Origin of the sequence: Enterococcus sp. BWT-B8, from assembly GCF_020567625.1 — a bacterium.
Classification (GTDB): Bacteria; Bacillota; Bacilli; order Lactobacillales; family Enterococcaceae; genus Enterococcus_L.
In genome coordinates, this window is sequence record NZ_JAJDJV010000010.1 from 79,645 (window position 1) to 104,569 (window position 24,925).

General features: G+C 40.7%; 16 protein-coding genes. 2 read left to right on the plus strand and 14 right to left on the minus strand.

Features of this window, described 5'->3' with window-relative positions:
• Positions 1 to 6: 6 nt before the first annotated feature.
• The 11 genes from LI951_RS10515 to LI951_RS10565 all read right to left on the minus strand — a co-directional run bounded on the left by LI951_RS10515 (position 7) and on the right by LI951_RS10565 (position 14,222).
• The gene (locus LI951_RS10515) at positions 7 to 987 is read right to left on the minus strand and encodes a hypothetical protein (RefSeq protein ID WP_229442108.1); all 981 of its coding nucleotides are present in this window, start codon (positions 985 to 987) and stop codon (positions 7 to 9) included.
• Positions 974 to 3,625, minus strand: coding sequence for a YfhO family protein (locus tag LI951_RS10520; protein WP_420705929.1), 2,652 nt, complete (start codon positions 3,623 to 3,625; stop codon positions 974 to 976). The genes LI951_RS10515 and LI951_RS10520 overlap by 14 nt, the downstream gene beginning before the upstream one ends.
• Positions 3,612 to 4,391 (minus strand): signal peptidase I, encoded by a 780-nt coding sequence (lepB, locus tag LI951_RS10525; RefSeq protein ID WP_229442109.1) that lies wholly within the window; start codon positions 4,389 to 4,391, stop codon positions 3,612 to 3,614. Before lepB (LI951_RS10525) ends, LI951_RS10520 begins: the two co-directional genes overlap by 14 nt.
• A gap of 19 nt (positions 4,392 to 4,410) precedes the next feature.
• Positions 4,411 to 5,256: a signal peptidase I gene (lepB, locus tag LI951_RS10530; RefSeq protein WP_229442110.1), complete on the minus strand. Its 846-nt coding sequence runs from the start codon at positions 5,254 to 5,256 to the stop codon at positions 4,411 to 4,413.
• A gap of 14 nt (positions 5,257 to 5,270) precedes the next feature.
• A complete protein-coding gene (locus LI951_RS10535) occupies positions 5,271 to 5,939 on the minus strand; it encodes a hypothetical protein (RefSeq protein ID WP_202067049.1) in 669 nt (222 codons plus the stop codon).
• Positions 5,940 to 5,961: 22 nt separating this feature from the next.
• Complete coding sequence (locus LI951_RS10540) at positions 5,962 to 7,035, minus strand: DUF916 and DUF3324 domain-containing protein (protein ID WP_202067050.1); 1,074 nt, start codon at positions 7,033 to 7,035, stop codon at positions 5,962 to 5,964.
• Between the two features lie 82 nt (positions 7,036 to 7,117).
• On the minus strand, positions 7,118 to 7,867 hold the full coding sequence (locus LI951_RS10545; RefSeq protein WP_229442111.1) for a WxL domain-containing protein: 750 nt from the start codon (positions 7,865 to 7,867) through the stop codon (positions 7,118 to 7,120).
• Between the two features lie 32 nt (positions 7,868 to 7,899).
• Positions 7,900 to 8,706 carry a WxL domain-containing protein gene (locus LI951_RS10550; RefSeq protein WP_202067052.1) on the minus strand — a complete coding sequence of 269 codons (807 nt, stop codon included), beginning with the start codon at positions 8,704 to 8,706 and terminating at the stop codon, positions 7,900 to 7,902.
• Positions 8,703 to 9,056 carry an LPXTG cell wall anchor domain-containing protein gene (locus LI951_RS10555; protein WP_229442161.1) on the minus strand — a complete coding sequence of 118 codons (354 nt, stop codon included), beginning with the start codon at positions 9,054 to 9,056 and terminating at the stop codon, positions 8,703 to 8,705. The genes LI951_RS10550 and LI951_RS10555 overlap by 4 nt, the downstream gene beginning before the upstream one ends.
• Positions 9,057 to 9,078: 22 nt before the next feature.
• Complete coding sequence (locus tag LI951_RS10560; RefSeq protein WP_229442112.1) at positions 9,079 to 13,344, minus strand: isopeptide-forming domain-containing fimbrial protein; 4,266 nt, start codon at positions 13,342 to 13,344, stop codon at positions 9,079 to 9,081.
• 188 nt (positions 13,345 to 13,532) lie between these two features.
• Entirely contained in the window at positions 13,533 to 14,222 is a 690-nt protein-coding gene (locus tag LI951_RS10565; protein WP_202067054.1) for a winged helix-turn-helix domain-containing protein, read from the minus strand.
• Between the two features lie 874 nt (positions 14,223 to 15,096).
• Here LI951_RS10565 and LI951_RS15410 point away from each other — a divergent pair.
• Positions 15,097 to 15,198 (plus strand): tyrosine-type recombinase/integrase, encoded by a 102-nt coding sequence (locus LI951_RS15410; RefSeq protein WP_420705931.1) that lies wholly within the window; start codon positions 15,097 to 15,099, stop codon positions 15,196 to 15,198.
• A gap of 772 nt (positions 15,199 to 15,970) precedes the next feature.
• Complete coding sequence (locus LI951_RS10570; protein ID WP_202067056.1) at positions 15,971 to 17,422, plus strand: helix-turn-helix domain-containing protein; 1,452 nt, start codon at positions 15,971 to 15,973, stop codon at positions 17,420 to 17,422.
• Between the two features lie 65 nt (positions 17,423 to 17,487).
• Here the strand turns inward: LI951_RS10570 and LI951_RS10575 are convergent, their stop codons facing one another.
• The 3 genes from LI951_RS10575 to LI951_RS10585 all read right to left on the minus strand — a co-directional run bounded on the left by LI951_RS10575 (position 17,488) and on the right by LI951_RS10585 (position 24,501).
• Entirely contained in the window at positions 17,488 to 20,070 is a 2,583-nt protein-coding gene (locus tag LI951_RS10575; protein WP_229442113.1) for an HAD-IC family P-type ATPase, read from the minus strand.
• A 188-nt stretch (positions 20,071 to 20,258) separates the two neighbouring features.
• A complete protein-coding gene (locus LI951_RS10580; RefSeq protein WP_202067058.1) occupies positions 20,259 to 20,594 on the minus strand; it encodes a DUF7006 family protein in 336 nt (111 codons plus the stop codon).
• 10 nt (positions 20,595 to 20,604) lie between these two features.
• A complete protein-coding gene (locus tag LI951_RS10585; protein ID WP_229442114.1) occupies positions 20,605 to 24,501 on the minus strand; it encodes a pectate lyase-like adhesive domain-containing protein in 3,897 nt (1,298 codons plus the stop codon).
• Positions 24,502 to 24,925 lie beyond the last annotated feature (424 nt).

A 24,925-nucleotide genomic window follows, 5' to 3' on the forward strand; every position in this document is an offset into this window, starting at 1 on the left:
TCCTTCTCAGGTGTTATTATTCGCCAGACGAATGGCTTCCTTCTCTGGAAAGACAACTACATCCGGCGTTAACAATAATTCTTTGGTGCGGTCTGCCTTCGGCAGAAGATATACCACTGCCGCCTCCCTTGTCTTTCCTGCCTCAAGCGAGTCTTCTCCTGCTTCAAGCAGCGTCTTAATCTCACTATCCAACTCGCCCAGGTCCATTAAAGAAACCAGTGTCATCGGTGTGCTGCCCGCAGTTGCCTTGATTCCCTTACTCCATTGCTCTTTGGGAGAAAAGGATGCTGTGCTGACATTTACACAGGTAAAACGAAGAACCAACAGGTCTTCCTCTGTCGTCCAATCCACTTGTTTATATCCTGTGATTTGCAGATCAACTATATCATTGTTCATTGTCCCCAAGTCGTTACCAGTAGTCGCCCCCTCAGAAGTATCAGTAGTCGCTACACCTGTTTCTTTCAACGTCTGGACAGATTGCTCAAACAATGCCTTACGCTTGGCATCTGACTGATCATCCGGACTGTAAAACTGAAACTCCACCAAATTGGTGTCTGTTGCCACGTAAAAGAGGTGAACCCACATTTTTCGTTTTTTATAGGTACTTTCTGCCAGATAATACACGCCCGGCCACTCTCCCACCTCAAATTCTGTCGGAGTCATGCTTCCTTCAACACTATACAGTTCTTCCAAAGTCGTCTGAGTTGTCTCAATCAGGTCCTCTTTGGCTAACCCCGGTACCTCCTCTACCCGAATAAACATTCGAGCTGTACTTTGGCTGTCCTCAGCACCAAATACAGCGGCTTGATTAAAGACTTCCTTATACGCCTCAACTGCTTCCCATTTTTCTGGCAGAGAAAAGCGATACGCTATTTCGTTACCGGTAAAGCTCACCGTCTCTGCAGACAGTTTGCCTTGTCCACATCCCGTCAGTATCAGAAGCAACAGGCAGAAAACGACAAGTACTCGCCAGCTAGTTTGTGTCATCTTCGACTTCCTTTCTCTGTTTCCTTCTCAGCATCCACATCATACCAATAAACAAGCCCGTGCAGCCCAACAGCAGTCCTACCCCGATTGCAAAGCCTGGCGGCAGATAAACAAAACGGATCTCATGCTCACCGGCAGTCACAGGAACTGTTAAAAAAGCCTCTTTGAACGGAGTGATTGCTACTTCCTTACCATCAATATAGACACGCCAGCCTCTGTCATAGGGAATGGTCGTAAACAACACCTGATCATCTGCTGCGTTTACTTTACCGATCGCTACACGCCCCTCTGTCACCATCTCCACGCCTTTGTTCTGAATCAGTTCAATTGCTGCCGCATACTTCTCTGTATCCAACACCAACACATCCGGTTTATACAGACTGACATGTGTCTGCTCCAATGTTCCCCGTGGAAACGTCGTTGTCACTTCCACTGTCGTCGTTTCCTCATAATACCCAATATTATAATACTGCCCACTGTTTGGCAGACTCATAGAACGGGTTATCTCGTTGACCGTTAACTGAACATCCATCCCGCTGGACAGACCAAAATCGGTCGGAACAAGGCTTAAATACCCCTGGCTGTGGGCTGGAACAGTGACCGACCAGGTCACTGATTTGTTTTTCCCTGGCTGCTCTTCTCCAATGTTCAGAATTGTACCATTTTCTTTTTCTGTTAAAATTGCATACTCCGAATCCACAATTGTTGCATCTTTAACCGAATAGAAATCGAGCTGCTTTCCTGAGAAATACTGAAACAGCTCGGTTTGATTGTTCAACACACCCTCCTGATAAATCCCCTCATCCGTTAGAATCCCCAACGGCAGAGCATAACGATTTTCATACAGGCTGTAGTCACCGTTTGTAGCGACTTTTTCAAAACCGAACTTCATCGGATCTCCCTTGGCAATGTTATACTGAATCCCCACAAGGGCGTCGCCCAATAACGTATTGTTTGCATATTGAATATTCAGATTAGTCCCCAGCGAACGAAACCCAAGAGCATTCACATACTGTGACGAATGTCGGTTCCGGATTGATGAGAACATTCCTACACCAGAATACCCAAAATTAAAGCTGTCATTTAATGTAAGTCTGTCCAGATTTTCCATACGGAAAAACGTTTCCTGTGAATCATTTGCAAGATCAGTCAGCGTTTGAATCTCCTGATGTCCGGTAGTATAGAGGACCCGGCTTGGATAGCCCCAATCCTGACGGATTCCGGTAATCATTGCCCGAGTGTTGACAAAGGCTTCTCCACACATCAACAGAACCAGCAAGGCCAGTAAGCCCCTATGCCAAGTCGGTTTTTTCTCCCAAAGTAGATAAATCCCCAGATAAATGATCAAAAGACCAAAAGTAATGTAAATAGTTTCAGTGGTGATAATCCCATAACGCTTCTTGTTCGACAGCAGCAGAAAAGTCAGAAACACACTGCCGACGCCTAAAAAGATATTCATCAATGTATTCATCTGTCTGCTGGTATATCGTTCTAATCCATAACCAGCTAACAATAAAATTAAAAAAGCAATCAAAAAACTAAACCGAAATAAAAACATGTTCGGCGCATGAAGCCCATGCCAAAATAAGTTCAACGGGTAGATATAAATACTCCCAATCAACAGAACAAATAAGCTGCCATAGCCCAGACGTTCCTTCCATGTGGTCTGTCTGCTGACAAAATAAAACAGACAGAAAATCAACGGGAGCAGTCCGGCATAAACAAAGGCCATACTTTCATACTTAGATGTGTCATAGACCCCCACCATCAATTTTGCCACCATATCCCAAGGCCCTGTATCAGCGGTCACTAGAGTCTGTATACTCGTCAAACTTTCCCCATTGCTGCTAAGATCCAGCAGGGTAGGTAAAATGGTCACCATGGAGGCGCCTCCGGCCAACAAGGATGTTGCCAAATACAGCCCGATCTGTCTTTTTGCTTTCTCCCAGTGAATCAGGGTACGAATCAGAAAATACAGGAAGCTAAACACACCAACCATGAATGCCATATAAAAATTTGAAACAAACAAGACCAGATAACTGATAAACAACAGGCCTGGTTTTTGCTGATCCATCAGCCGATGGATTCCTAAAATAATCAGAGGAAGATAAACAAATGTATCTAGCCACATAATGACCTGAGAATACCCCACCGCATAGCCTATCAGCGCATAACTGACACTCAGTCCCGTCACCATCCAAGGAGAAAGCTTACGATAGGTTGCCCGGCCAAACACCCAAAAAGACAAGCCGCTGCAGCCAAACTTCAAAAGTGTCAGATAGTATAGGGTATCCGGCATGGCATAGTTGTCAAAAAATACAACCAGCGGACTGAACAACCCATTTAAGTAATAGGCCATCAGCGACCAGTAATTCAGGCCCAAAGACCCGGACCATGTATAAAATATGTTTTGTTTTCCTGTAAGAACGTTATGTAAGCTGGCATGGAAATTCGAATACTGGACAAAGGAATCACTGGACAGAATGGTCAGCTCACTTCCCGGATAAATCCCATGACGCCAATAAACGATTGCCAGTATTAATACCGGCAGTAAAAAACTCAGCAGCGCAGCAGCGCTGTTCTGATTCAACCATTTTTTCTTTATTGTCTGTATCATCGTCTTCTCACTTTCTTTCATTTATCTGTCCTTCTAGCCCACCAATCGGATAATAACGTGACACCACCACACCTTCAATCTGATCCTGTCTGATCAAGCCAAAGGCCCGGCTGTCAGTGGAGTGGTTTCGATTGTCGCCCAATACAAAGTATTGGTCTGGTGGAATCTCTGTCAGGTTTGTCAGAGACTGAGCAACACCTTCGCTCACAGTCAGCTTGATGGTCCCGTCAGGTAAAGAGGATAGCTCCTCTATTACTGGCAGCTCCTGCCCGGTTTCTTTAGGCAAAAGATACAGGGCCGTCCCATCCACCAGCAGAGGATCCCCCGGCAAACCGATCACCCGTTTCACATATGAGTCATCGGGCGCATCTGCAGGAATAAAGGTTACAATGGCATAGCGTACAGGGAGTTGATGCTTATTGAACAAAATCCGATTATTGGTTTGAAAGGTTGGAGCCATCGATCGGCCATCTACCCGGTGAGTGCCAAACCGGAAAAAGAAAAGCCCCAGCAAAACAGCCAAGCTCAATATAATCAGTGTATCTCGATAGCGACTGACTCGTTGACCAACTGTCTGTGGCGCTGAAGCTACCATCTTAGGGACTTTTTTCACCTTCACGCGCATTTTTTTTGGTGTTTGGACACTACCACCGACAGTTGGTTTCTTTTTCTTAGAACGTGGCGTATGTTGTTGACGAGGACTGATCGGTTGTGCCATTGCCTGACGAGTCCGTGACTTTTTTTGTATACGTTTTTTTGACGATACAGCTGACTGCGTTACACTCACCTGCACACCTCCTTGTCTGTTAAAACTGAGTCATTTGATGTAAGGGGAAGATACGGGCTGTTACTACCCCTATCACCACCTCTTCCGAAACAAAACCGAAACTTCGGCTATCGCTGGCATAGCGACGATTGTCACCTAATACAAAATAGCTGTCTTGTGGGACCCTACTTTGGCCCAGTAGCTCCTGTAAAATAAAATTTGCTGTTGCCGGTGTGCTATCTTCGCTTTCTCCGATGCTAGATAAAAAACGTTCTGGGATTTCCTCTCCATCGATCCAGAGGTGTCCTTCCTGATACTCCACTGTTTCTCCCGGCAGACCGATCACGCGACGAATCAGTCGCTGCCCAGTCTGTGGATTCTTGATATATACCAGACTAAATCGTTTGATGCTTCCCTGTTTTCTCACCAACAGTCGCTCCTGATCATTCAGTGTCGGAGTCATCCCGTAACCGTCCACTACTGGTAAGGAAAGCGTCAGATAGCCTATACTTCCTGCCAGCATACTCACAATAGCCACTGTAAGACCCAGCTCGATCAAAAAAGTGCGTAGTATTCGGGATCGTTTCTGTTTTCTTTTTTTCATTTTTACATATGTATGAGAAGAAGCACTAACTGAACGGCTTCGTCTTTTTCTACCCGACTTTGGTTTTTCTGTATTGTTTACTCGTTTTTTCTTTTTCGCAGCTGCTTTCTGCAGGTTCACTGTAGAAGACGCGTTCCCGCAATCATCGGAAGCCGGTCTCCCTGTTTTTCTCTGTTTCTTTCCCTGCTTAGCCACAGCTGTCTTCTTCTGCTTCCCTGTTCCTTCTGTGTAGGCCTGCGGCTTTATTTGTCGTTGGTTGGTGGCTGCTCTTTTTTTCTGCACGCTTCTCCACCTTCTTACTGGTTCTTCTTCAATGCGGCTTCATTTACCTTAAACTGCTTAAAGACTTTTGTCTGACTTTCTTCTGCTTTTTCAATATCTGTTAGATAGCCCTGAATGGCTTCTGTCGCCTGTAACGTTTCCACCCTCTGTCCATTTAGGTTCACACCTAATTCTCTCAACTGAACAAAGTATCGGTTCAACAGCTTTTGATTGTCTTCTGTCAACCCCTGATAAGCCTTTCGTGCCCCATAACTGCCCAGTCGTCCTGACAGCTCATGGATATTTTTAAAGGATTTCTGCGGCGTTGTGCCAGCTTCCAGCTCCTGCAGCTGTACTACCAGCTCCTCCAATAAATAATAACTTTGAACAATGGCTTCTGAATCTTCTGCCTGTAAATGATACTGTTGATAGTAGCGGGTATAAAAACTGCCCCCACCTGCCAGTAGTGCCAATACCAGTAGAACAATCCAACCGGTACACTGACGGCTGTACTGTGCACGCAACTCTTTCTGTTGTCGTTTCCACCGTTTTCTCTTTTTTTTGTTTTTAGGCGGTCGTCTCCCCGACAGCTTCTTCATTCTGCCTCGGGTTCGCCCCCAGAAAAAAAGAAAGAACAGCCCGAAAAACAAAAAGAGAAGGGCCGCAGCTAACAGCGAAACGAATGACCAATCTAATACACTCATTTCTTTCCCTCCTCTCCATTACTTACTTTCTTTTTTTCTTTGTTTTGCGTTGTTTTTTCTTTTTCTTACGATTCAGGTACACAATCAAAAAGAGGACTCCACCAAGCACCAGCCCGCCTCCGACAATCAGTCCCACCAACAGCCAGTTGATGCCTTGTTCCTGAGTCAGCTGTACATCCTGTTTATTAAATTTGTCCGCTTCTTCATCTGTAATCGTGAAGTCCTGATCCCATTCCCAACTTCGGTCACCGGCAGTGGCCACAACACGAGCATGATAGTCCCCAGGTTCCATCCGTTCACCATTCATGGAGATAGGAAAGTCCACCATACTATTTGGAGCTACCCGCATATTGGCTTTCTTTGTATCATAGATGACATCCTCACTACCTTGTTTAGTAATTTGCGCTTCCACAGTCAACGCGTTCAGGTATTCTGCTTCCACATTTGAAAAGTTTACATAGATCGTATTGCGGGCATTGTTGGTACCTGCATATACCTGATTCAGTTCCAAATTCGGCTGTACCTCTGTATCGGTCTCTGTCAACATCATACCAATCAAAAAGGCATATTCATTAATCAATCCAGTCTGTCCTTTTCGGGCTTCTTCATCTATTTTTTCCTTCAGCTGAATCCCACCAGAAATCACGCCGTCATAGCTTACCTCCGGCATTGTGATGGCCAGATCCAGCGTCACCACTTCTCCCGGCGGGAGAGTCACCGTCTCCGGTCCTTTTACCAAGTCCTTGAAATCGTACTTTAACGAAGCATCGTTATCAATGGCGATAGGACCATATTCAATGACGCCGTTCCCATTGGTCTTGGCCCCATTTAACGAAACTTCCACCGTTTTTTCTACCCCTCCATTGTTGGCCAATTCAATCTGAACCGTTTGTTGCTGGCCAGGACTCATCCGTAAATCAAAGTACCCGATCGTCATATCTCGCTGATTCTCTGGAAACATCACCTTGTATGAAAAACCCGCCGGGTTGGCATTCGTGTCAGAAGATCCTTCTTCTGCATATGTCGAGGTCGCAAAACCTCCCAGTCCTACTATGTATAATAGCCCAATCATCAGGCTGATCCATCGCTTGTTCATCTTTTTGTCTTCCTCGCTTCCTTTTATGAAAGAAGGTCGCCGACTTGAGTCAAGCCGACGCCCTCCAACACATTAAATCTTCTTAGTTTACAGACGCAAGTGTCCAAGTGATTACTGCTGTGTAATCCCCTTTTTTCGCTGTTGTTACTGGAATTTCAAGAACAACTGATTCTGCTCCAGTTGCATCAGATGCTGTACCGAAGTTCAATTCGAATTGTCCGTATCCTTTCCCTGCACCACCTGCTGGGTTGTCGATAAATGTTTGTTTTTCACCAGTGTCACCGGCTAATGTTACTGCACTTGTTGTTACGCCTGCAGGATCCAATTCAGCTGCTCCACCGTTGTTGCTTAACCACATGTTGTTGTATTGGATTGTCGCACCAGTTAATAGCACACCTGTACCTGTTTTGAATTGTTCTGATACTTCTGCTTGCAATGTATATTGGTGATCCGCTGCTTCACGGAAGTCTTGGAAAGATACAAAGTTTTGTACGTCAAATTCATCAGCATTACCTTTGTTTGCTGCAAATAATTCAGCATTCCAAGTTGTTTGAGAACCTATACCAGCCACGCTGTGCTCGCCAAATTCTAATGGTGTTACGAAGATCATTCCGAAATCACCTGGGTTTACCATAGATGGATCTGTAATCTGTGTACCATCAGAAGAACCTGGATCTGTGATTGTTGGTACACCTGAAGTGTCAGATGTGAAAGCAATATGCCCGGTACCAGTTTTTGGATCTTCTACCGCTTTTGTAGCATTTGGCAACGCAAGTGCCAGTCCTGCTGCTGCTACTAACGCAGCGCCGCATAATTTGTGTGATAATTTCATGTGTGTTTCCTCCTAGTTTGTGTGTGTTTTATTTATGGCAACTCGGCTAATATCCAAGTTAACACCGTTGTGTAAGTAACCGGGTCCTTTTTGGTTGCCCCCGGTATGGACAACTTGATGGCGCTGTTTTCATAAACCTGCTGGTTTTCATAGGCCGCATCAACGACAGGCTGACCATCTTCCGTTATTTTAGGGGTCAATGTACTGGTTAATCCTAATGGATTCTCCGCTGAAGCCCCAAAGGAAATCGACCAGGTACCTGAACCTGTACCCACGGCAGCTTCTGCCAGATTATAGGTAGAACCGATATTGTCCAGATGAATGACTTCTTTGGACACCACCGGTGCCTGAACCGCTGTCTGGGCGGAGTTAGTCCACGCCTGATCTAGAGACAGCACGGCACCATCCAGCTGTCGGTTCGGGGTGTCAGGATTATAAAACTGCATCTCCTGCCGAAGCTGTAACGTCCAGCCTAAAGCACCACCCCGGTAATCCGAAATCTGGATAAAGTTTCCCCGGGCTGCCGTACCGTCGTGAAACAGCTGGGCATTGACCGGATAACTGGTATCCTTTGATGACAGCCTATTCGCTGAGAAGCTCAGCTGCGGAACAAATTCGATGCGCAGGTCTCCGTTGGTCCTTGGACTTTCACCCGGATCCACCGGTGTATCCGGATGTTCCGGATCCTTGACCAGCCCGTCGCCTTCATCCCCAGCAAACCGTACGTGGCCATTGCCGGCTGTACTTGAGGTTTCCGCCTGTGCAGACACAGGAAGTGCTGCACAGAGTACGCTCCCAAGAACTAGACAGCCAAGCAGATGTGTTAACGTCTGTTTCATTCTTCTGCCTCCTTTTTCCTGCGTTTATAAAGGAATAAGAGGAAGGCAGCAACAATCAGAGCTGCTCCGCTGATGGACAGACTTTTCTTCACCAGTTCCCCTGTAGAGGGGTATTTCCCAGCCGGTTTGGTTACCGGCAGTTCAGAAGAGCTGACCGAAGGTACAGGTTCTTGCGAACTGCTTGAAACAGGCGGTTCGGAGCTGGAAGGCTCCGGTTCATCTTCATAGAACGTTATTTGTCCATTGGTCTGAACCTGACCGCCGTTACCTTCAGCAAAAGCTGTGTTTCCAACTACTGTAAACCCTATTACCATAATCAGAGACGATAATAGTAGGAACAATTTTTTCATTTTCAACACTATTACCTCCTTTTTATGGTATAAACGTATCCGCAACAGTAAACTCAATGACAGCTTGGTACTCACCAAGTTTTCGATATTGCGTAGCAGAAACATCCATCACAAAGCCATTGTCTTTGTTTTCCCATTCCGACTGACTGACATTATAGTCACCTGCGGCAGTCTGTTGGGTGATTATAACTGCCTGATCTAAGCTCATTGTTTCTATTCCATCATCATTTTTATATTTCAATGAAGTTGGCAACGTATAGTTTTCATCATCCACAGAAGTCATTACCTTGGTAACTGTCGCTGTCAATGTCCAGTTTGAAGCAGTAGCACGGCTGTCATTCACAACTAAAGCTGTATCAAATGTTGGCTGGTCAGCAAAAACTGCTCCATAGCTTCCAGTAGTTTTTGTTCCAAAGTCAATTTCACTTGGAGCTGAAACTAAACTCAATGTTCCATAAACATCCAATAATTTATTTTCATTGGACTCAGTAGTGATTGGCTCATGGTCAGAGTCAGGATTCACTGGACCGGGAACAAACGGTGTCTCACGTAAAGATTCACCATCGGCTATTGCCTTATTTATAATAGTTGCTCCAGCACCAGTCGTATTAATTTTCACATTAAACGTAACAACTACTTTATTCGTCGTTATATCTCCTACTTTTACAGACAATGTACGAGTTGCTTCGTCATACTCTACCTGATCTTCTGTCACAGCAGTTCCGTCAATTTTTACATCAGCAGTTGCTAAATCAAAATCAACCTGACTTGGCAGAACATCTGTCAAAACAACAGCATTCCAGAATGTGTCAGCTGTCAAATTTTTGGCCGTTAAAGAATATTCCACTGTATCGCCAACTTGTGCATCGGAAACTTCTATATCTTTACGATATACTTTCGCATCCTTTACAAGTGAAACATCTTCCGGAATTACATTATTAGCTGTAAGACGCAAAGCCTTATCGAAACGATAATCGGCATCACCCGTAATTACAGCATCATGATATCCCTCAAAAGCATCATAACCGTCCACTTCTTTGTTGATATTTCCATAAATACCATCAGGCTCCTGTGTATAGCTTACTGGTAGAACATACTCTGGAACAGGATCGATTAGTGTATTATCTTTTAGGTAAACATCTACTTTATCTGCCTCTTCTACATATGCAGGCAAATTAATCAGCCACTGTCCATTTGCAACTGTTGTAGTAACCAAATTACCATCACTGTCTTCCAGCCATTCATTATTGAGCTTAACAAAGACTTTCGCACCATTTTCATCGCCAGTTCCAGAAATTTGTTTGGTTGCATTGGTTAAATCGGTTGATGAAACAACTTGAACTGGAGGTGTAACATCAATTGTTTTGACAGTCCCCGCTAAGATATCATCAGCCTCACTTGTATGGACACGATCAGATGTTGAATCGGCTCCGCCACGCCATGCAGCAATGACTTCTGCTGTCATTCCTTCAACAGCAAATTGACCATCTGGAATTGGAATAACAAATATTCCTCCGCGCGGATCTTCTCCATAAACACTCAGCCCCGGACTGGTGTCGTCTTTACCGACACTAGCACCTGTTGTTTTAAATGCTGGTGAACCATCAGGATTATAAACTTGCACTTCAATGTATACCTCATCTGTCCAAGCATCTCGGATGTCATCTAGTCCTTCCGGAACAGAAGCATGCCCAAAGATAAATTTGTCAGCATTGGTTGGAATTCTGAGTTCATCAATAATTGCCGAAGCATTATTCGCACTCATCCGTGAATAAGCCCGTGCCCCAATATTTCCATAAGAAGTAGGTGTTGTATTAAACTCGTCAGGAACATTCGTACTGGCTATCGTAACAAAATCAGCACCAGTCAGCGTATAATCAAAAATAGACCATGATCTAAATGGATTTCCGTTAAGATTTGAACCTACTTTCCATACTGACAAATCTGATTGTGTAGAAGTCATTCTCGAACTTGGTCCCCCCGAAAGTGTGTATCCACCACCAGGACGATTATTTCTCATATCGAAATACTTAGGAGCATTTAAATCAAAGGTTAATGTACCTGCCTCAATTGCTCCACCGCTATTTGCAGAAGAACTTCTTCCTTCTAGAATAAAGTTTGTACCCGGACCAACATCTGCACTTAATGCAGATGTAGAAAAAATTGCCGGACCGTCGGCAGCAGTAATATCTACCAAGCTGTCTTTCCCTTCCAAATAGAAGAACCCTGTACCCGTGTATTCTATTCCGCCATTACTATTATTAGAGGCAGAGCCATTATATCCTTCATTGGTAATACGTAACTGTCCACCGTTTGTAACATTCACACCATTACCATCACCATACATCCGAATACCAAAAGCGGTAGTTGCTCTACTAGTGATATCTACAACAGCATTATCAATGTTGAAAGTCATCGCTCCTCTGATACGGAAACGTAAAGCTGAACCTAAATCATAGTTTGCCACCCCAGTTGAATCTTTAAGAAGTTTTAGTTTTGCACCGTTTCTCACATTAAACACAGATCCTAATGACTGTATCTGCAAAGCAGATGTACGGAGCCCTTTACTGTTTAGCTCTGCTCCATCTGACAGATTGAACTCAGCTCCGTCTCCTTGAACACGCATGGTTGCTCCATTGTTAGCAGTCATTGAAGTATTCCCAGAGTCCATATTCAATTGAGTACCTTCACCAGAAATATTAATTGTCGATGGAGTATTTGCGTTGGCTCCATCACCAAAGTCATAACACAAAGCTAAAGCTTCTCTAGTTCTTGAATAGGCATTAAAAACAGCCCCATCAGACATCGTTAATGAGTTTCTCCCTCTTACCCAGTAGCCAATTGTATTGGCATTCAAGTCAAGTGTAGAGTTAGCTTCCATCGTAAAGCTGGAAATCAGTCCATAAATACCATGTGAACCTTGTGCACCGGCAGCATAGTTTGTACTAGTAGATACTGTAGTAGATGTACCATTGTTGGTAATTGCTACTTTTGCATCTTCCTTGATCAGTACATCTGCTTCTTCCATAAGAAAGATAACTGCATCACTATTTGCTGAATTGCTGGTAATTTCTACATCGGCACCTTTTCCTACAGTAAAGCCGGTTCCATAAATACGGTGACCAGTTCCTGTTGGAGTAAGTTTAAACGTTGTATTGTCCTCTACAATAAATTTATTCACATAAAATGAGTAACTCGTTGTATTGGTTGTATTGGTATACTCAATATTAAGGTTAGCTCCATTACGAACGATAAACTCAGCAGCACCAGCTTTTACTTGCGTAGTATTTGCCCCACTGGCAGTTAGATCCAATGTTCCGCCGCTTAAGACATTTACTGAGCCGGCAGCATCAATCTGTGTATTGTTAACACCTGTCGAAGAACCTTTTACAGTTGCTCCGTCTTCAATTGTGATATCACCTGCTGTGGCAATAACCGTTGCATAAGTCGAAGTTGATGCAGCTTCAAGTGTTGAATTTGTTTTCGCAGTAAATGAACCTGTATTGATTACCCTCGTGTAGTTTGCTGAAATAGTACCAGTTTTTACAGAAGCACCTTCTTCAAGTACAACACTTGTCGCAGCATTCAAGCCATAGTTATAGTTTGCAGCTGCTCCATTGGTCGTCCATGTCCCTAAATCAACTGTTGCATTTTCGCCAACCGTCACTGTATTTCCTTGAAAAGCACCACCATGTCGATTGGATGTTTGAGCAAATGTAACATCTGCTCCATCTAATATGTTTAATGATGCGGCTTTAATATGAGGAATATCTGTGTTCGACTGCATACGCAGCTTTGTTGTACCGGAAATATTTACTGTTGCACCCACAGCATCCAAAATAGCACTTTGAGCTGTTGTTGTCTGCGTTCCAGTCGTTACTGAATTCAGGTTAATCGTCCAATTGGTACCATTACCAGAAAAAACTGCTGTTGCGGGAGTTGTGTATTTATGCAAATCCACATTGTTTAAAGTCAACGTCGTTGGACTGCCGACATTCCCCAAAATCACACCATTAACAGTACCTGTAAAGAAATTTATAGTGTTGCCATTCCCATTAATCGTAATATCTCTGGAAATGGTTCCAGGAGTAGCTCCTCCCGTCGGCTTTGTAATAGGACCTCCTAAAGTTATTTCTGAAATATCAGGATTTTGAAGTTCCGAAACAAACTCTGCCCAGGAAGTTACTGTGCCTGCTTCAGCTTTTTGAGCAGTACCCAAAAATATAAATAGCATCGTAACAACTACACCAGCTTTTATAAAATATTGAAGCTTTCTTCCAATTTTCATTATTTTCCTCCTTTCCTCAAAAATAGCGTGTTGATGATAGACAACACATTTATTTCAATTTCTTCAAAAAGGAGATCTTTTAGATTTCATAGTGTGTTTTTGATCTCTGATTTTTGATTAGAAATGAAATACTATATAATTGTTTGTTTTTTCTACATTGGATTGTTGTCCAGTTTTTATTCCATTAACTAGGCTGACAACATATATCCTTTGGAGCGAACTGTTCGTATAACTACTGATTCAACTTCGGCACCTTCCAATTTGGATCGCAAATGAAAGACAAGATTTGCTACTCTGTATTTATTATTTTTATATGGCTTTTGCCAAACATACTCGTAAATCTCTTTATACGAAACGCCGACATGCAAATTGTCATACAACAGCTTCATCAATTGAAATTCCAGTTTGGTTAAAGGAATTTCCTGCTGTGTTGCCTCTAGTTTGATACTCAGGTTATATGGCAGCAATTCAATCCCCAATCCTTTTTCAATTTCAGGCTCTGTTGATTTATTTTTCACTTTTTGATAACGATTCAATGAATTTCTGATAATCAGGTTTACTTCTTCAGGAGCTGTTTCTGAAGTAAATGTACCGTCTACTCCCAGTTGAAGATAAAGAACTTTTTGAAGGGCAGATGGCTGATCGGAAAGAACCCAGATAAGCGGATTAGATTTTTCTTTGATTTTCATAATCAACCCGCAGATTACACCAATATTCTGATCACTATCTTCTTTAAGAACAACTCCATCCAGATTGTCTACAACCTTATCCATATTTTCGTTATCAACTTGCAAGACATTGTATCTATTCTTTTCTATATTCTCTATGTATGTAGACTCAAATTCTTTCGCTGAATGATTCACACCTATGTTATACATGTACCTTCCTCCTTCACTTTTATTATTTTGAGATAAAAATAAAATTTCCGATGAAATAATATCTTGAAATTATGATTATTTAGATTATTTTTCAGATATAAACAGATAAACAATTATTTTTTATATTACAAGAAATCAAATTTAAATGTTATCTTCGACAATTCAAATTATAATATACGTATTTTTTAAAGTCTATATAAAATATAAGTAAAATTTCTCATGTTTTTAACATTTAAAAGAAAAAAATGAGAGGAACTTAAAATACAATCATTATTTTTAGCATTTTAAAAGATATCTTCTTGAGAAAGATTTTATTGACTATCAAAAAAAACGTCAAATGGAGAGTGGTAGATATATGGTCAGAAGAGGAGAAAAAAATTGCAAGCGGAAAGATGGCTGCTAGGAAGACAGGTATAAAAAAGCCCAAAATAGAAAAGAAAAAATCGTTTACAAGTATACTTATAGGAATGAATATATAGAAATATGTGAAAAATTGTCAACAAAAAAACATAACATTATAGAAGATTCAGAAATATTATTTTGTAGAAGAATGGATGAATTACTGGCTGCGGGAAGTAATAAAGAAACAAGTAAAACAATCTACATAGATTAGCTACGAGGTGAAATTCAGAAATCATATCAGCTTTTTTAGTAAGAAAAAAATATTTTTATTATAAAAAATAATGTATCTAGGTTTTTTTTACTATTTATCACAAAAAAATATTAGGATAATACGTCCGGAAACATTTCTGTTATATTTCAAAAATATCTTAGACGTGTGCAATAAACACTAAATATTCAAAGAACATGTACCTTCACTTGCAAAAAGCTTGAATTATATGGACTTCGAGAAAACTATTGTTCCACTGTTATTATTGGTTTAGCAACAGGAATGAGAATTGGAGAACTGTGCGGGTTGAAATGGACAGATATTGATTTTACTGAAGATATTATAAATATTAAGCATACACTTTAAAGAATTCCTATTCCAGATAACTTAAAGAAAATAAAAATACTTATAAATAGTCAAAAAATAAACGGAGCATTTCACAAGATTACGTTGGCTAAGAATTTGAACATCTATCTATTATAAAAGAAAAAACAGATAGTTTCAGAGCATATCGCATCAAACAATGCTAGTTTTATGGAATCAAGAGTAATTAATTGCAGCTTAAAGAAAACAATTGTAAAATGTAATACTGAATTTTTTAACTTCTATGCCTTAAGATATACCTCCGCTGTATGCGGTTATAGAAAGCTAAGCAGCTATTTCTTCATTAAGTAAATTACTAGGTCATACTTCTCTAAACCCGCACTAAATACCTATATTAGTTCATTGTAGGAAAAAAGAAGATAATTGCTGAAATGATTGCTCGGCAACAATTTCAGCAATTATTATAAATCATTAAAGAGTCATCAAGAATATTCTTCCTATATTTGAAAATAAGTATTTTAGCTATAAAAATTTAAAAATGATGATGCAAAGTGCTGTAATAGCCAGAGACCTACTATAAATTAAACATGAATTTCAACAACCGGGAGATTACTTGTACGGCCTTTTCTTGTAATTCACAGTTATTACGTACCAATTGCAAATTTTCTGATTAATAACCATGTATTTTAGAAAGTTTTCTACAGTTTCAGAAAAATATTTTTTCATGCTTTTATTGTATTTACGGGTAGTTCCCCATTGAGGCTTTTCATAAAAAAATGTATACTTCACTTAATAAGCAAGAGGAGAAAATTATATGTATTCATTAGCAAAAAACCTTATTACTGAAAAAGATTTAAGCAGAAAAATCAGTCTTCTCGAAAATTTAGTAAATCATCCGCAATTGACCGCAAAAGAACTGGCGGCCAATATTGGTACAACAGAACGAACTGTTTTTAATGATATCCAATCTTTGAGAAGCGATTTACCTATGGGATGGCAACTGGAAGCCGATGGGAATAATGGCTTGTCGCTTATTTCTGCTGACTATGCAACAACTAATGAAGTCTGGGAATATTTCATGAAGGATTCCATCAGTATTCAACTTATCAAGAAATTACTTTTTTCAAAAAAACTCGCAGTACAGACCTTTGTTAACACTCACGGAATTTCTTTTGAAACACTAAAACGCCACACTAAAAAAGTTAATCAGAAATTAAAAGATTTTCAGCTGCGCATTACTGTCTCTGCCACCGCTATTTCTTTGACAGGTGAAGAATCAAGTATCCGTGTCTTCTACCATCGTCTGCTTCTGCCCTTTACTCATAACAATTTTTTCTTCGAGGAATATGCCATTCATCAAACCAATTACCGTGATTTTCTTGCAAGAATTTCACGAGCAGGTATTGGTATTGAAACAGAAGAAATTTTTGGCACCTGCTGGTTTTTCATAAATACAATTCGAATCAAGGCCGGATGTTTAACAGAGGATTTTCATTTTGATGAAGAAGATGCACTCTTTAAACTTTATCATAAAGATCTGGAAAAACTGTATGCTTCTGAAGGTATTCGGTTAAATAAAACGGAGCATTTCTTTGCCTTTTTCTGTTTCATTGAAAGCTGGAATTACAGTGTTATTCCTGATGCCTTTTTGAAAAATCTTCTATTAAAAGAATATCCTGATTTGTTTGCCGGAGCGAATCGTTTTGTAAGCGGCTTGTCTGCCGCTTTAAATCAAAATAACTTAGATAAATCAGATTTGACAGAGAATCTTGTGCTATTTTTACTAAAATATTTTGAATCCAAACAGCTTTCTGATAAATTTTTATTGGAATATCATGAGCTTTCATCATTGAGTCAGCGCCGATTTCCGGAGCTATACCAGTTAATCAGTCAAGAAGTTAAAAATTATGGATTAGATTATCTGTCTGATTCAGGCTATGTTATTAATACCTTAGCGTTTCTGATCAAAGAGGCCTTGTATAGTATCAGTCCACGACAAATTACAGCTTATTTTCTTTTCCAAGGTGAACCAGCATGGAAAAGCTTTTTATACAGAGAACTGCAGGATCTTCTGGGAAACAGAGTTCATTTAAAAAACCTGAATACAGATGAGCTCAGCAATTATCAGTTAGAAGAAAATGATATTATTATTTCAAACTATCCATTGCAATACCAATCCAAACAGACAGTTGTTTATGTCTCTTCCATTCCCACACAAAACGAAATGCAGGAAATCAGGGAGCTTATTCGCCCTTTTTACCTCTAAAAAATACAAAAAGCCCATTTACTGTTCAGCATTCTGGCTGTTTTCAGTAAATAGGCTTTTTTAAATTAAATCATTACTTCTTTTGCTGTTTTTCTTGCTTTAATTTTTTTAGACACCAACTTTTCTACTTCTACAACAAGGAATATAATCAATGTATTCAGCAGAATTGGCAGGTGTTGGCTAAGTGACAGTGCTGTTGTCCCAATCATATTCTGTGCGATTGGAAGAAGAAGAACTGCCCCCTGCAAAATGACCAGACATCCAAGTGAGATGAAAAGGGCCCGATTTTTAAACAGGTTCTTATTAATTGCCGGGTCCAGAAGCTCTCTGCAGTTAATCATGTAAAAAGCCTGTGCCAGTACAATATTTTGTAAAAGTAGGGTCTGTTGTACCTGAATACTGTCATACTGCATTGACAGCAGGTAGGCAGGAATCGTAATCAACAGAGATACATACAGAATTCGAAATAGGCTGTAGCCAGAAAGAATCGGCTCTTTTGGATCTCTCGGCATCCGCTGCATAATTTTCGGATGCGCCTGCTCAAAACCAAGTGCATAAGACAATGTAATGGTTGTCACCATATTCACCCAAAGAATTTGAACTGGTGTCAAAGGTAGTTCCCGATTAGTCAAAAGAGCAAAAATTACAATCAGTCCTTGAGCTAATGCTGTCGGCAGGAAGAAATTGATTGTCTTTTTCAAGTTATCAAAAATTCTTCTCCCTTCTTTTACCGCACGGGTAATTGTCGCAAAGTTATCATCTGCCAATACCATATCTGCAGCCTGCTTGCTCACTTCACTTCCCTTAATCCCCATAGCGATACCAATATCTGCTTTTTTCAACGCAGGTGCATCATTCACACCATCTCCGGTCATTCCCACAACATCGCCATTTTGCTGCAAAGCCGTTACAATTCTCAGCTTATGCTCCGGGGTTGTCCGCGCAAAAACATCAACTGATTTTACTTTCATCTGTAACTCATCATCTGTTAAGTAATCAATCTCTTTTCCTTCCAATACCTGTGCAGTATGATTCAGTCCAATTTGTCTGCCGATTGATTGAGCGGTATCCTTGTGATCTCCTGTAATCATTTTTACAGCAACGCCCGCCTGTTGTGCTTCTTTGACAGCATGAATCGCTGACTCTTTCGGAGGATCAATAATTCCTGTCAGCCCTATCATTGTCAGCTCATTCAAAATTTCATGCGTTAGCAGCTCATTTTCAATTAATTCTTTTGAAGCAAAGCCAAGAACACGACGTCCTTCTTTAGCCAAGTCAGCGGCTTTTTGCTCCCAATATTTCTGTTGAGCACTGGATAACTTTGCTTTTTCAAGCAATACTTCTGGAGCCCCTTTTACAAATAGCACTTTTTTACCTTCCGTATTGCGATGAACAGTTGCCATGTACTTGTAAGCAGAACTGAAAGGAATTTTTTCCAGTTTGTCCAGATACGGTACAGAAAGCGGATCTACATATTTCAGCAATGCCAGTTCAGTTGGGTTTCCACTTAGCTCTTCCAGCTGCTGATCTTCCTGAAGTTTCAAATCCTGACAGTTATTCATAATGGAGAAAAGCCTGGTTTCAGCACTCATTTTTCTATCAGCCTCTTCGCTGTCCATTGGCAGAACAATATCCACAACAGTCATCTCGTTTTTTGTCAGGGTTCCTGTTTTATCCGAACAAATAACGGTCATCGCTCCCAGTGTTTCCACTGCCGGCATACTTTTAACGATTGCTTTTTCCTGTGCCATTTCCTTTACGCCCATAGACAAGATCATTGTTAGAACTGCCGGCAGCCCCTCTGGAATCACAGACACAATCAATGCAATAACAGAAGAAAGAAGCAGGCTGAAATTCATTCCATATCTGAAGGTTGTGAAAAAAATCAGAAATACGATAAAGCCCATCAATCCCTTAAAGATTTGCTTATTCAGCTGATTCATTTTTCGAATTAAAGGCGTTGTCTGTTTTTGAACAGATTGTAATGCCGCATTAATCTGACCAATCTGTGTCTCATCGCCTGTCGCAACAACTGCACCATTTCCTGAACCGGCCTGTACTAACGTTCCTGAAAATGCCATATTGGTTCGATCGCCCAATGGGGTATCTTCTGCCAATTCCTCTTCCTGCTTTTCAACAGGCAAAGATTCTCCCGTGAGTGCAGATTCTTCTATAACTAACTCATGCGTCTCCAATAATCGAATATCCGCCGGAACAACATCACCGCTTTGCAGAACCACAATATCACCGACCACAAGCGTATTAGAATCCACCGTTTTTCTGATTCCTTCTGAAAGGATAACCGCCTCTTGTCCCATCATCTGCTTCAGACCATTCAATGATTCCTCTGCTTTTCGCTCTTGAAAATAACCGATCAGTCCATTAATCACAACAACAGCTAAAATTATACCCATTTCAACATAGCTTCCCGTAATACCTTTCAGCAATGCAGCAACCATCAATACAATCATTAACAAATCGATAAAATGCTTTCCCAGCTTTTGCCAAGTCTTCAATTCATTTTTCTCTGATAAACTATTTGGTCCTTCGCTTTGAAGCTTCATCAATCGTTCTTTCTGATTCATGCCTTCAGATGATATATTTAAACTTCGAGTAATGTCTTCTTTTTTTAGATTGTGCCATTTCATTGCTGATTTCCTCCTGTGAGCTTTCTATTTATACTCTTAGTATACGAGCTTCCAGGATTTATGGAGGTCACGTTTTTCAGCCAGATATGAAAAAAATGGGGCGTGACAAGCATCTGTCCCATCCCCATTTTTTTTCACAATTTTAAACATGATTTAAGAAATTGAATCCTTACCACTTTCTATTTTATTCAACTTACTGTATAAAGTAATGCCCCTTTTTCGTATGCTTGTTGAGCAGGTAGTTTTTCCAAATAGGATTTTAAGTAATCTGCTTCAATACAGGTAATCATTTCAGAACTGTCTCTAAACCATTCTTCCTCCATATGTCCTATATAGAAAAACAGCAGCTGGCATTTCTCGTCAATTCCATGAAGTTTCGAAATACTCTCTGAAAAATTTTCTGCATTTATTTTTGCTATGAGATGTACAGCCTGATTTTGAAGATCCTTATAATATTTTTCTGTTGTTTGATCTATTTTTCCATCAGAAAATCCAGATAATTCACGTTCCCAAGAAAAGTTCATTTTATCACTCCTATTCTGTAACAAAGTCCCATTTATTATTCCAGTACACCCATTTATCGACCGCTCCATCATTATATTTTACAGAAATCTTATTTCGAATTTCATCAACTGGAATATCCAACTGCATTGAATCTGTTGTCTTTTTTAATGGCACTGTATACGTTTTATAGACACTGCCATCCATATACACCGTAAATTCAGTAATATTGGAATAGAAAACCTTCAATCGCTGATTGACCACAGACAGATAGACAGCTTCACCGCTTTCCTTCTTCACACCAGGAACAACTAGTACACTGTCTTCTGCACTGAGCTGTTTATGATTATGTGTATCATTTGGCGGACCAATAATAAATGGTTCTTCAAGTGTGGATTCTCCGATAACTGTTGCTGTTGTTTTAATAGCCTGTGTATCATCTTTTACTACCGCACTTAAACTGAAGGATACAATATTCCCTGGCTTCAATTCTGATTTCAGGTAAACATCCAGTGTATTTTCCGCTGATTTATACTCATAAGAATCAACAGCCGAATTATTCAACAGTTTATCGAATGAATCATACTGGAGCTGATCTGATAAAGTCACTGTTACTTTCGGCTTTTTAACAGGATCCCTTCCGGAATTTCTGCTGTCGCCGCTTCTAACGGTTATTTCGTAAAGCAGCTGGTTTCCTTTTGTTAAAATCGGAATATCTTCCTCATTACGATCAAATCCTTCCGGAACCTCAATAATGATTTCCGGGTTTGACGGCGCCGCTGCTGTTGCCTCAAAATATAGTGATGGAGTAAACCGTTGGTCACCAACCGCGTCATGATACCCTTCATAGCTGTCATAGGTAAAAGCCGACGGATTAATATTTCCTGCCGCTCCATTAGGGGTGTCTGTAAATGTATCCGGCAGTGCCCCGCTTGTCCCTACCACATCAGCAGTATCTTTTGCAAAGATTTCAATAGTTTCTCCTACAAGCAGATAGTCAGATAAGTCAAACACCCATTTTTTCTTTGTCAGTTCTGAATCTGAGACAGATTCACTATCTGCAGTAATTTCTTCATACAATAAATTTCCATCATTGTCTGTCAGGAAATTTTCACCTATTTTCGCAAAAATAAGTACTTTGTCCATCTGTTTCTGATCTCGTTCATCCCATAAATCAATCATTCCAGTCAACTGCTTCGTTGTATCAGTAACTTTTTCCATATCACCTGTCAGACTCATTGGAGGAGTGACATCCTGAACAACGACTGTTTCAACCTTGATGTCTTCTGCATTACTATGAATATTTTGACTGGAAGAAGCATCCATGGAACCGCCGCGATAGGCATCCAGCACGTTGACCCGTTCCCCTTCACGAAGAAAATCGTCTAATTCCCACTCAAAGATACCTCCTCTGGCTGCTTCACCATACACAGCTACACCCGGCAGGACATCATTCATCCCTTTTGTGGACACAATCGCCTTTTCTTTTTCAGTACCGTCAGCATTTAAGATTTGAAGGGTTATCCAAACTTCTTCTTCCCAAGCATCTCTGGATTCACTTCCATCATCAGAATATGGGACCGTTACATGACCATAAACATGTTTATCCGCATTTGTAGGTACTCTCAGTTCATCAACAACCGCCCGATAGTTATTACCAGTCATTCGTGTATACTTATCAGCTCCTTCATAATTAGTGGCGTTGAACTGACCGGGAAATTCAGAGTAAGAAATAGTCTTAAAATCTCTCCCAGTCAACTCATAGCCGATTTTGCTCCAAAAAACATCAGGATTTGCATCCAAATCAACATTGTTTTTCTTTTTCCAGACAGAAAGACTAACATTATTTGAAGTAAACGTCTGGTTATTTCCAAAAATACCGGTTGAAAAAACCTGTCCGCCATTGATACGATTATTCCTAAAATCATAAAAGATGGGTTCATCTATTTGAATATCAATTTGGGCTGCTCCAGCATGAACAATACCTCGTTCTGCGCCATAGGTTGTTCCTTCCATCCGAAAGGTTGAGTCCTTTCCTATGATGAACCGGAAATCACCACTTAGTGCTTCAATTGCAGGACCATCAGAAGATTTTGCATAAATGGTGCTTCCAGGATCCTCGATTTCAAAAAGTGAAACGCCATAGGAATCAACAGTGAATTGTATCGCCTGCTGACCACCTGTATCACCGCCATTTTGCGCCCGGTTATTTCCGTTTTTCACAATATTCACCTTGCCGCCGGATTTAGCAATAAAGCTGTTGTCTCTACCATACAGTCTTACCGCTGCTGCTGCCCCAGAATGCTTAATCACATTCATCTCTGCATTGTTCGTAACAGAAAATGTCTGTGCACCTACCAGACGAAAGCGTAATGTTGAACAATAATTATGTGCTTCACCATCTGCTTCCAAAGTTAAAATACTGCCCTCACCATCCAGATTAAAAACGCCGTCTATAACCTGATTGACAAATGCTGAGGATGTCCTTGGATTATCCTTTCCTGCTTCAGAGCTTGAAGCCTGCGCATAGACATGAACAACCGCTCCTCCCAAAACCTCTGTCTTGGAAATACGTCCGTCTTTTGCACTGCCCTGAAGCGTGATAACCCCGCCGTCAGAACCATAGAATGACCCTTTTGACGTAGCGGTCAGTGTCGTCCCTTCACCTACTACTGAAAAAACGATCACATTACTAGCCCCCTCATAGTTTGCCCAGACTGCTTGTCGCAAATCACTGGCCAAGACGACCTTTGAACCTTGATCTATAATCAAGGATGTTTCAACTGAATTTGTTCCAGGATACAGACGAATAATCGTATGCGCCGCTGTAATTCGTACGTCTGCATTATTTGTTATATGAACATTTGAAGCACAGATTACTCCTTTAAAATTGTTTAAAGACGGGATGGTATTGCTGCTGTACCAATAAAATCTTCCCTGTATGTTGACATTTCCCTGAGGGATACTTAGAAAATAGGGGCCTGCTGTACCAACTTGCTCATAAGAGCCTTCAACATTCTGGATATTAACCGTCCAATAAAAAGAAACTGCTGTATTAGAAGCAAAAATAAAGCCATCATTTCTAGCTGAATAATTTACTGAAAGATTCAACAGCTCAAACGTACAATCTGCCTTTTTAGTATCTCCCAACGTAAACGCTGTATTGGCTGTCGTTGTAAAAGCATACCCTTTTCCGTCTATAGTTAAATCTCTGGTAATATTTGCCAGTCTTGTACTTGTGGCAACAATATTCTCAGCAAATTCAATTTTAGAAACAGCTGCAGTGTTTACTGCTGTAATCAACTCCTGATACGTGCTGACAACAGCAGTTTCTGACTGACTGTCATCCAACAATACAAACTGATTCTTGCTATTTTTCAACGAAAGGTCAGCCATCCTTACTACCGAATTGGTAGATGATAGTTTTTCTGTTTCTGCTGTGGTTCCCACCTCTTCCAACTCGGCTGCTTCAAGATTTTCTGTTGAAATAGCTACCTTGTGTTTTTTAATTACCTTGCCTTTTCGAACTACCTGGAAGGTTTGTTCCTCTGTTTCAAGAATGGGAATCGGCAATGACAGGCGAACCTTTTTATTGGCTGCCTTTATTTTTAGCTGAACCCCATTTTCTTCATTCGGTGCTTCTGTAAGCTCCACTTCATCAGACTGAAAATCCTCAAGTGATTCCATTGAGACAGACATAGCATCTGTTGACTGGAAAAGGATCGTTTCCTCCTTTGGCTGATTGATTTCAATCGTTACATAATAGTGACTCTGCTGATCATTGTACTCACTGGAAAGAACATAGTTGTTTTTCCCAAGATTCCCCAAAAAGTTAATAACCAGGATAATCAGTAAAGATACTGTAAGCAGCAGGCTGCCTATTACCATCAGCAATTTAGGCTGAACAATTCTTCTGCGTTTCTTCTTCATCTGTTTCCTCCTCTACAATAGGTAATTCAAAATATATTCACCTAAACCTTCCAAATTCTTGATATACAAAGATTTACAATCTATTTTCGCCCCTCACTTGCAACAATCTAATTATGCTGTCTTAGATAGTGAAGTAAACGCGTTACAATGGGCAGTATTGAATCACAGTACTTGCTCCAGGACTCCGATCAGATTGTAATTTATATTAAAAGGTATTTTATAAATGATATTCAATAATAGAAAATTTTAACTTATGTGGTTCAATGATCAGAACGAGCAGCTAGTGGGATTGCCCGTCTCACTAAAATAAATAAACTAGTGAGAGGGTATGCAATGCTCTAATGGGGATAACTTTGTCAAAATTTATTCCCTATCCAAAGAGACAGCGGTATGCGAACTGACAATCAGATACGTTAGCAATAAT

Coding starts and splice junctions, on each gene's coding strand:
- LI951_RS10515 (WP_229442108.1), bottom strand. CDS start 987: ATGACACAAACTAGCTGGCGAGTACTTGTCGTTTTCTGCCTGTTGCTT.
- LI951_RS10520 (WP_420705929.1), bottom strand. CDS start 3,625: ATGAAAGAAAGTGAGAAGACGATGATACAGACAATAAAGAAAAAATGG.
- LI951_RS10535 (WP_202067049.1), bottom strand. CDS start 5,939: ATGAGTGTATTAGATTGGTCATTCGTTTCGCTGTTAGCTGCGGCCCTT.
- LI951_RS10540 (WP_202067050.1), bottom strand. CDS start 7,035: ATGAACAAGCGATGGATCAGCCTGATGATTGGGCTATTATACATAGTA.
- LI951_RS10545 (WP_229442111.1), bottom strand. CDS start 7,867: ATGAAATTATCACACAAATTATGCGGCGCTGCGTTAGTAGCAGCAGCA.
- LI951_RS10550 (WP_202067052.1), bottom strand. CDS start 8,706: ATGAAACAGACGTTAACACATCTGCTTGGCTGTCTAGTTCTTGGGAGC.
- LI951_RS10555 (WP_229442161.1), bottom strand. CDS start 9,056: ATGAAAAAATTGTTCCTACTATTATCGTCTCTGATTATGGTAATAGGG.
- LI951_RS10560 (WP_229442112.1), bottom strand. CDS start 13,344: ATGAAAATTGGAAGAAAGCTTCAATATTTTATAAAAGCTGGTGTAGTT.
- LI951_RS10565 (WP_202067054.1), bottom strand. CDS start 14,222: ATGTATAACATAGGTGTGAATCATTCAGCGAAAGAATTTGAGTCTACA.
- LI951_RS10570 (WP_202067056.1), top strand. CDS start 15,971: ATGTATTCATTAGCAAAAAACCTTATTACTGAAAAAGATTTAAGCAGA.
- LI951_RS10575 (WP_229442113.1), bottom strand. CDS start 20,070: ATGAAATGGCACAATCTAAAAAAAGAAGACATTACTCGAAGTTTAAAT.
- LI951_RS10580 (WP_202067058.1), bottom strand. CDS start 20,594: ATGAACTTTTCTTGGGAACGTGAATTATCTGGATTTTCTGATGGAAAA.
- LI951_RS10585 (WP_229442114.1), bottom strand. CDS start 24,501: ATGAAGAAGAAACGCAGAAGAATTGTTCAGCCTAAATTGCTGATGGTA.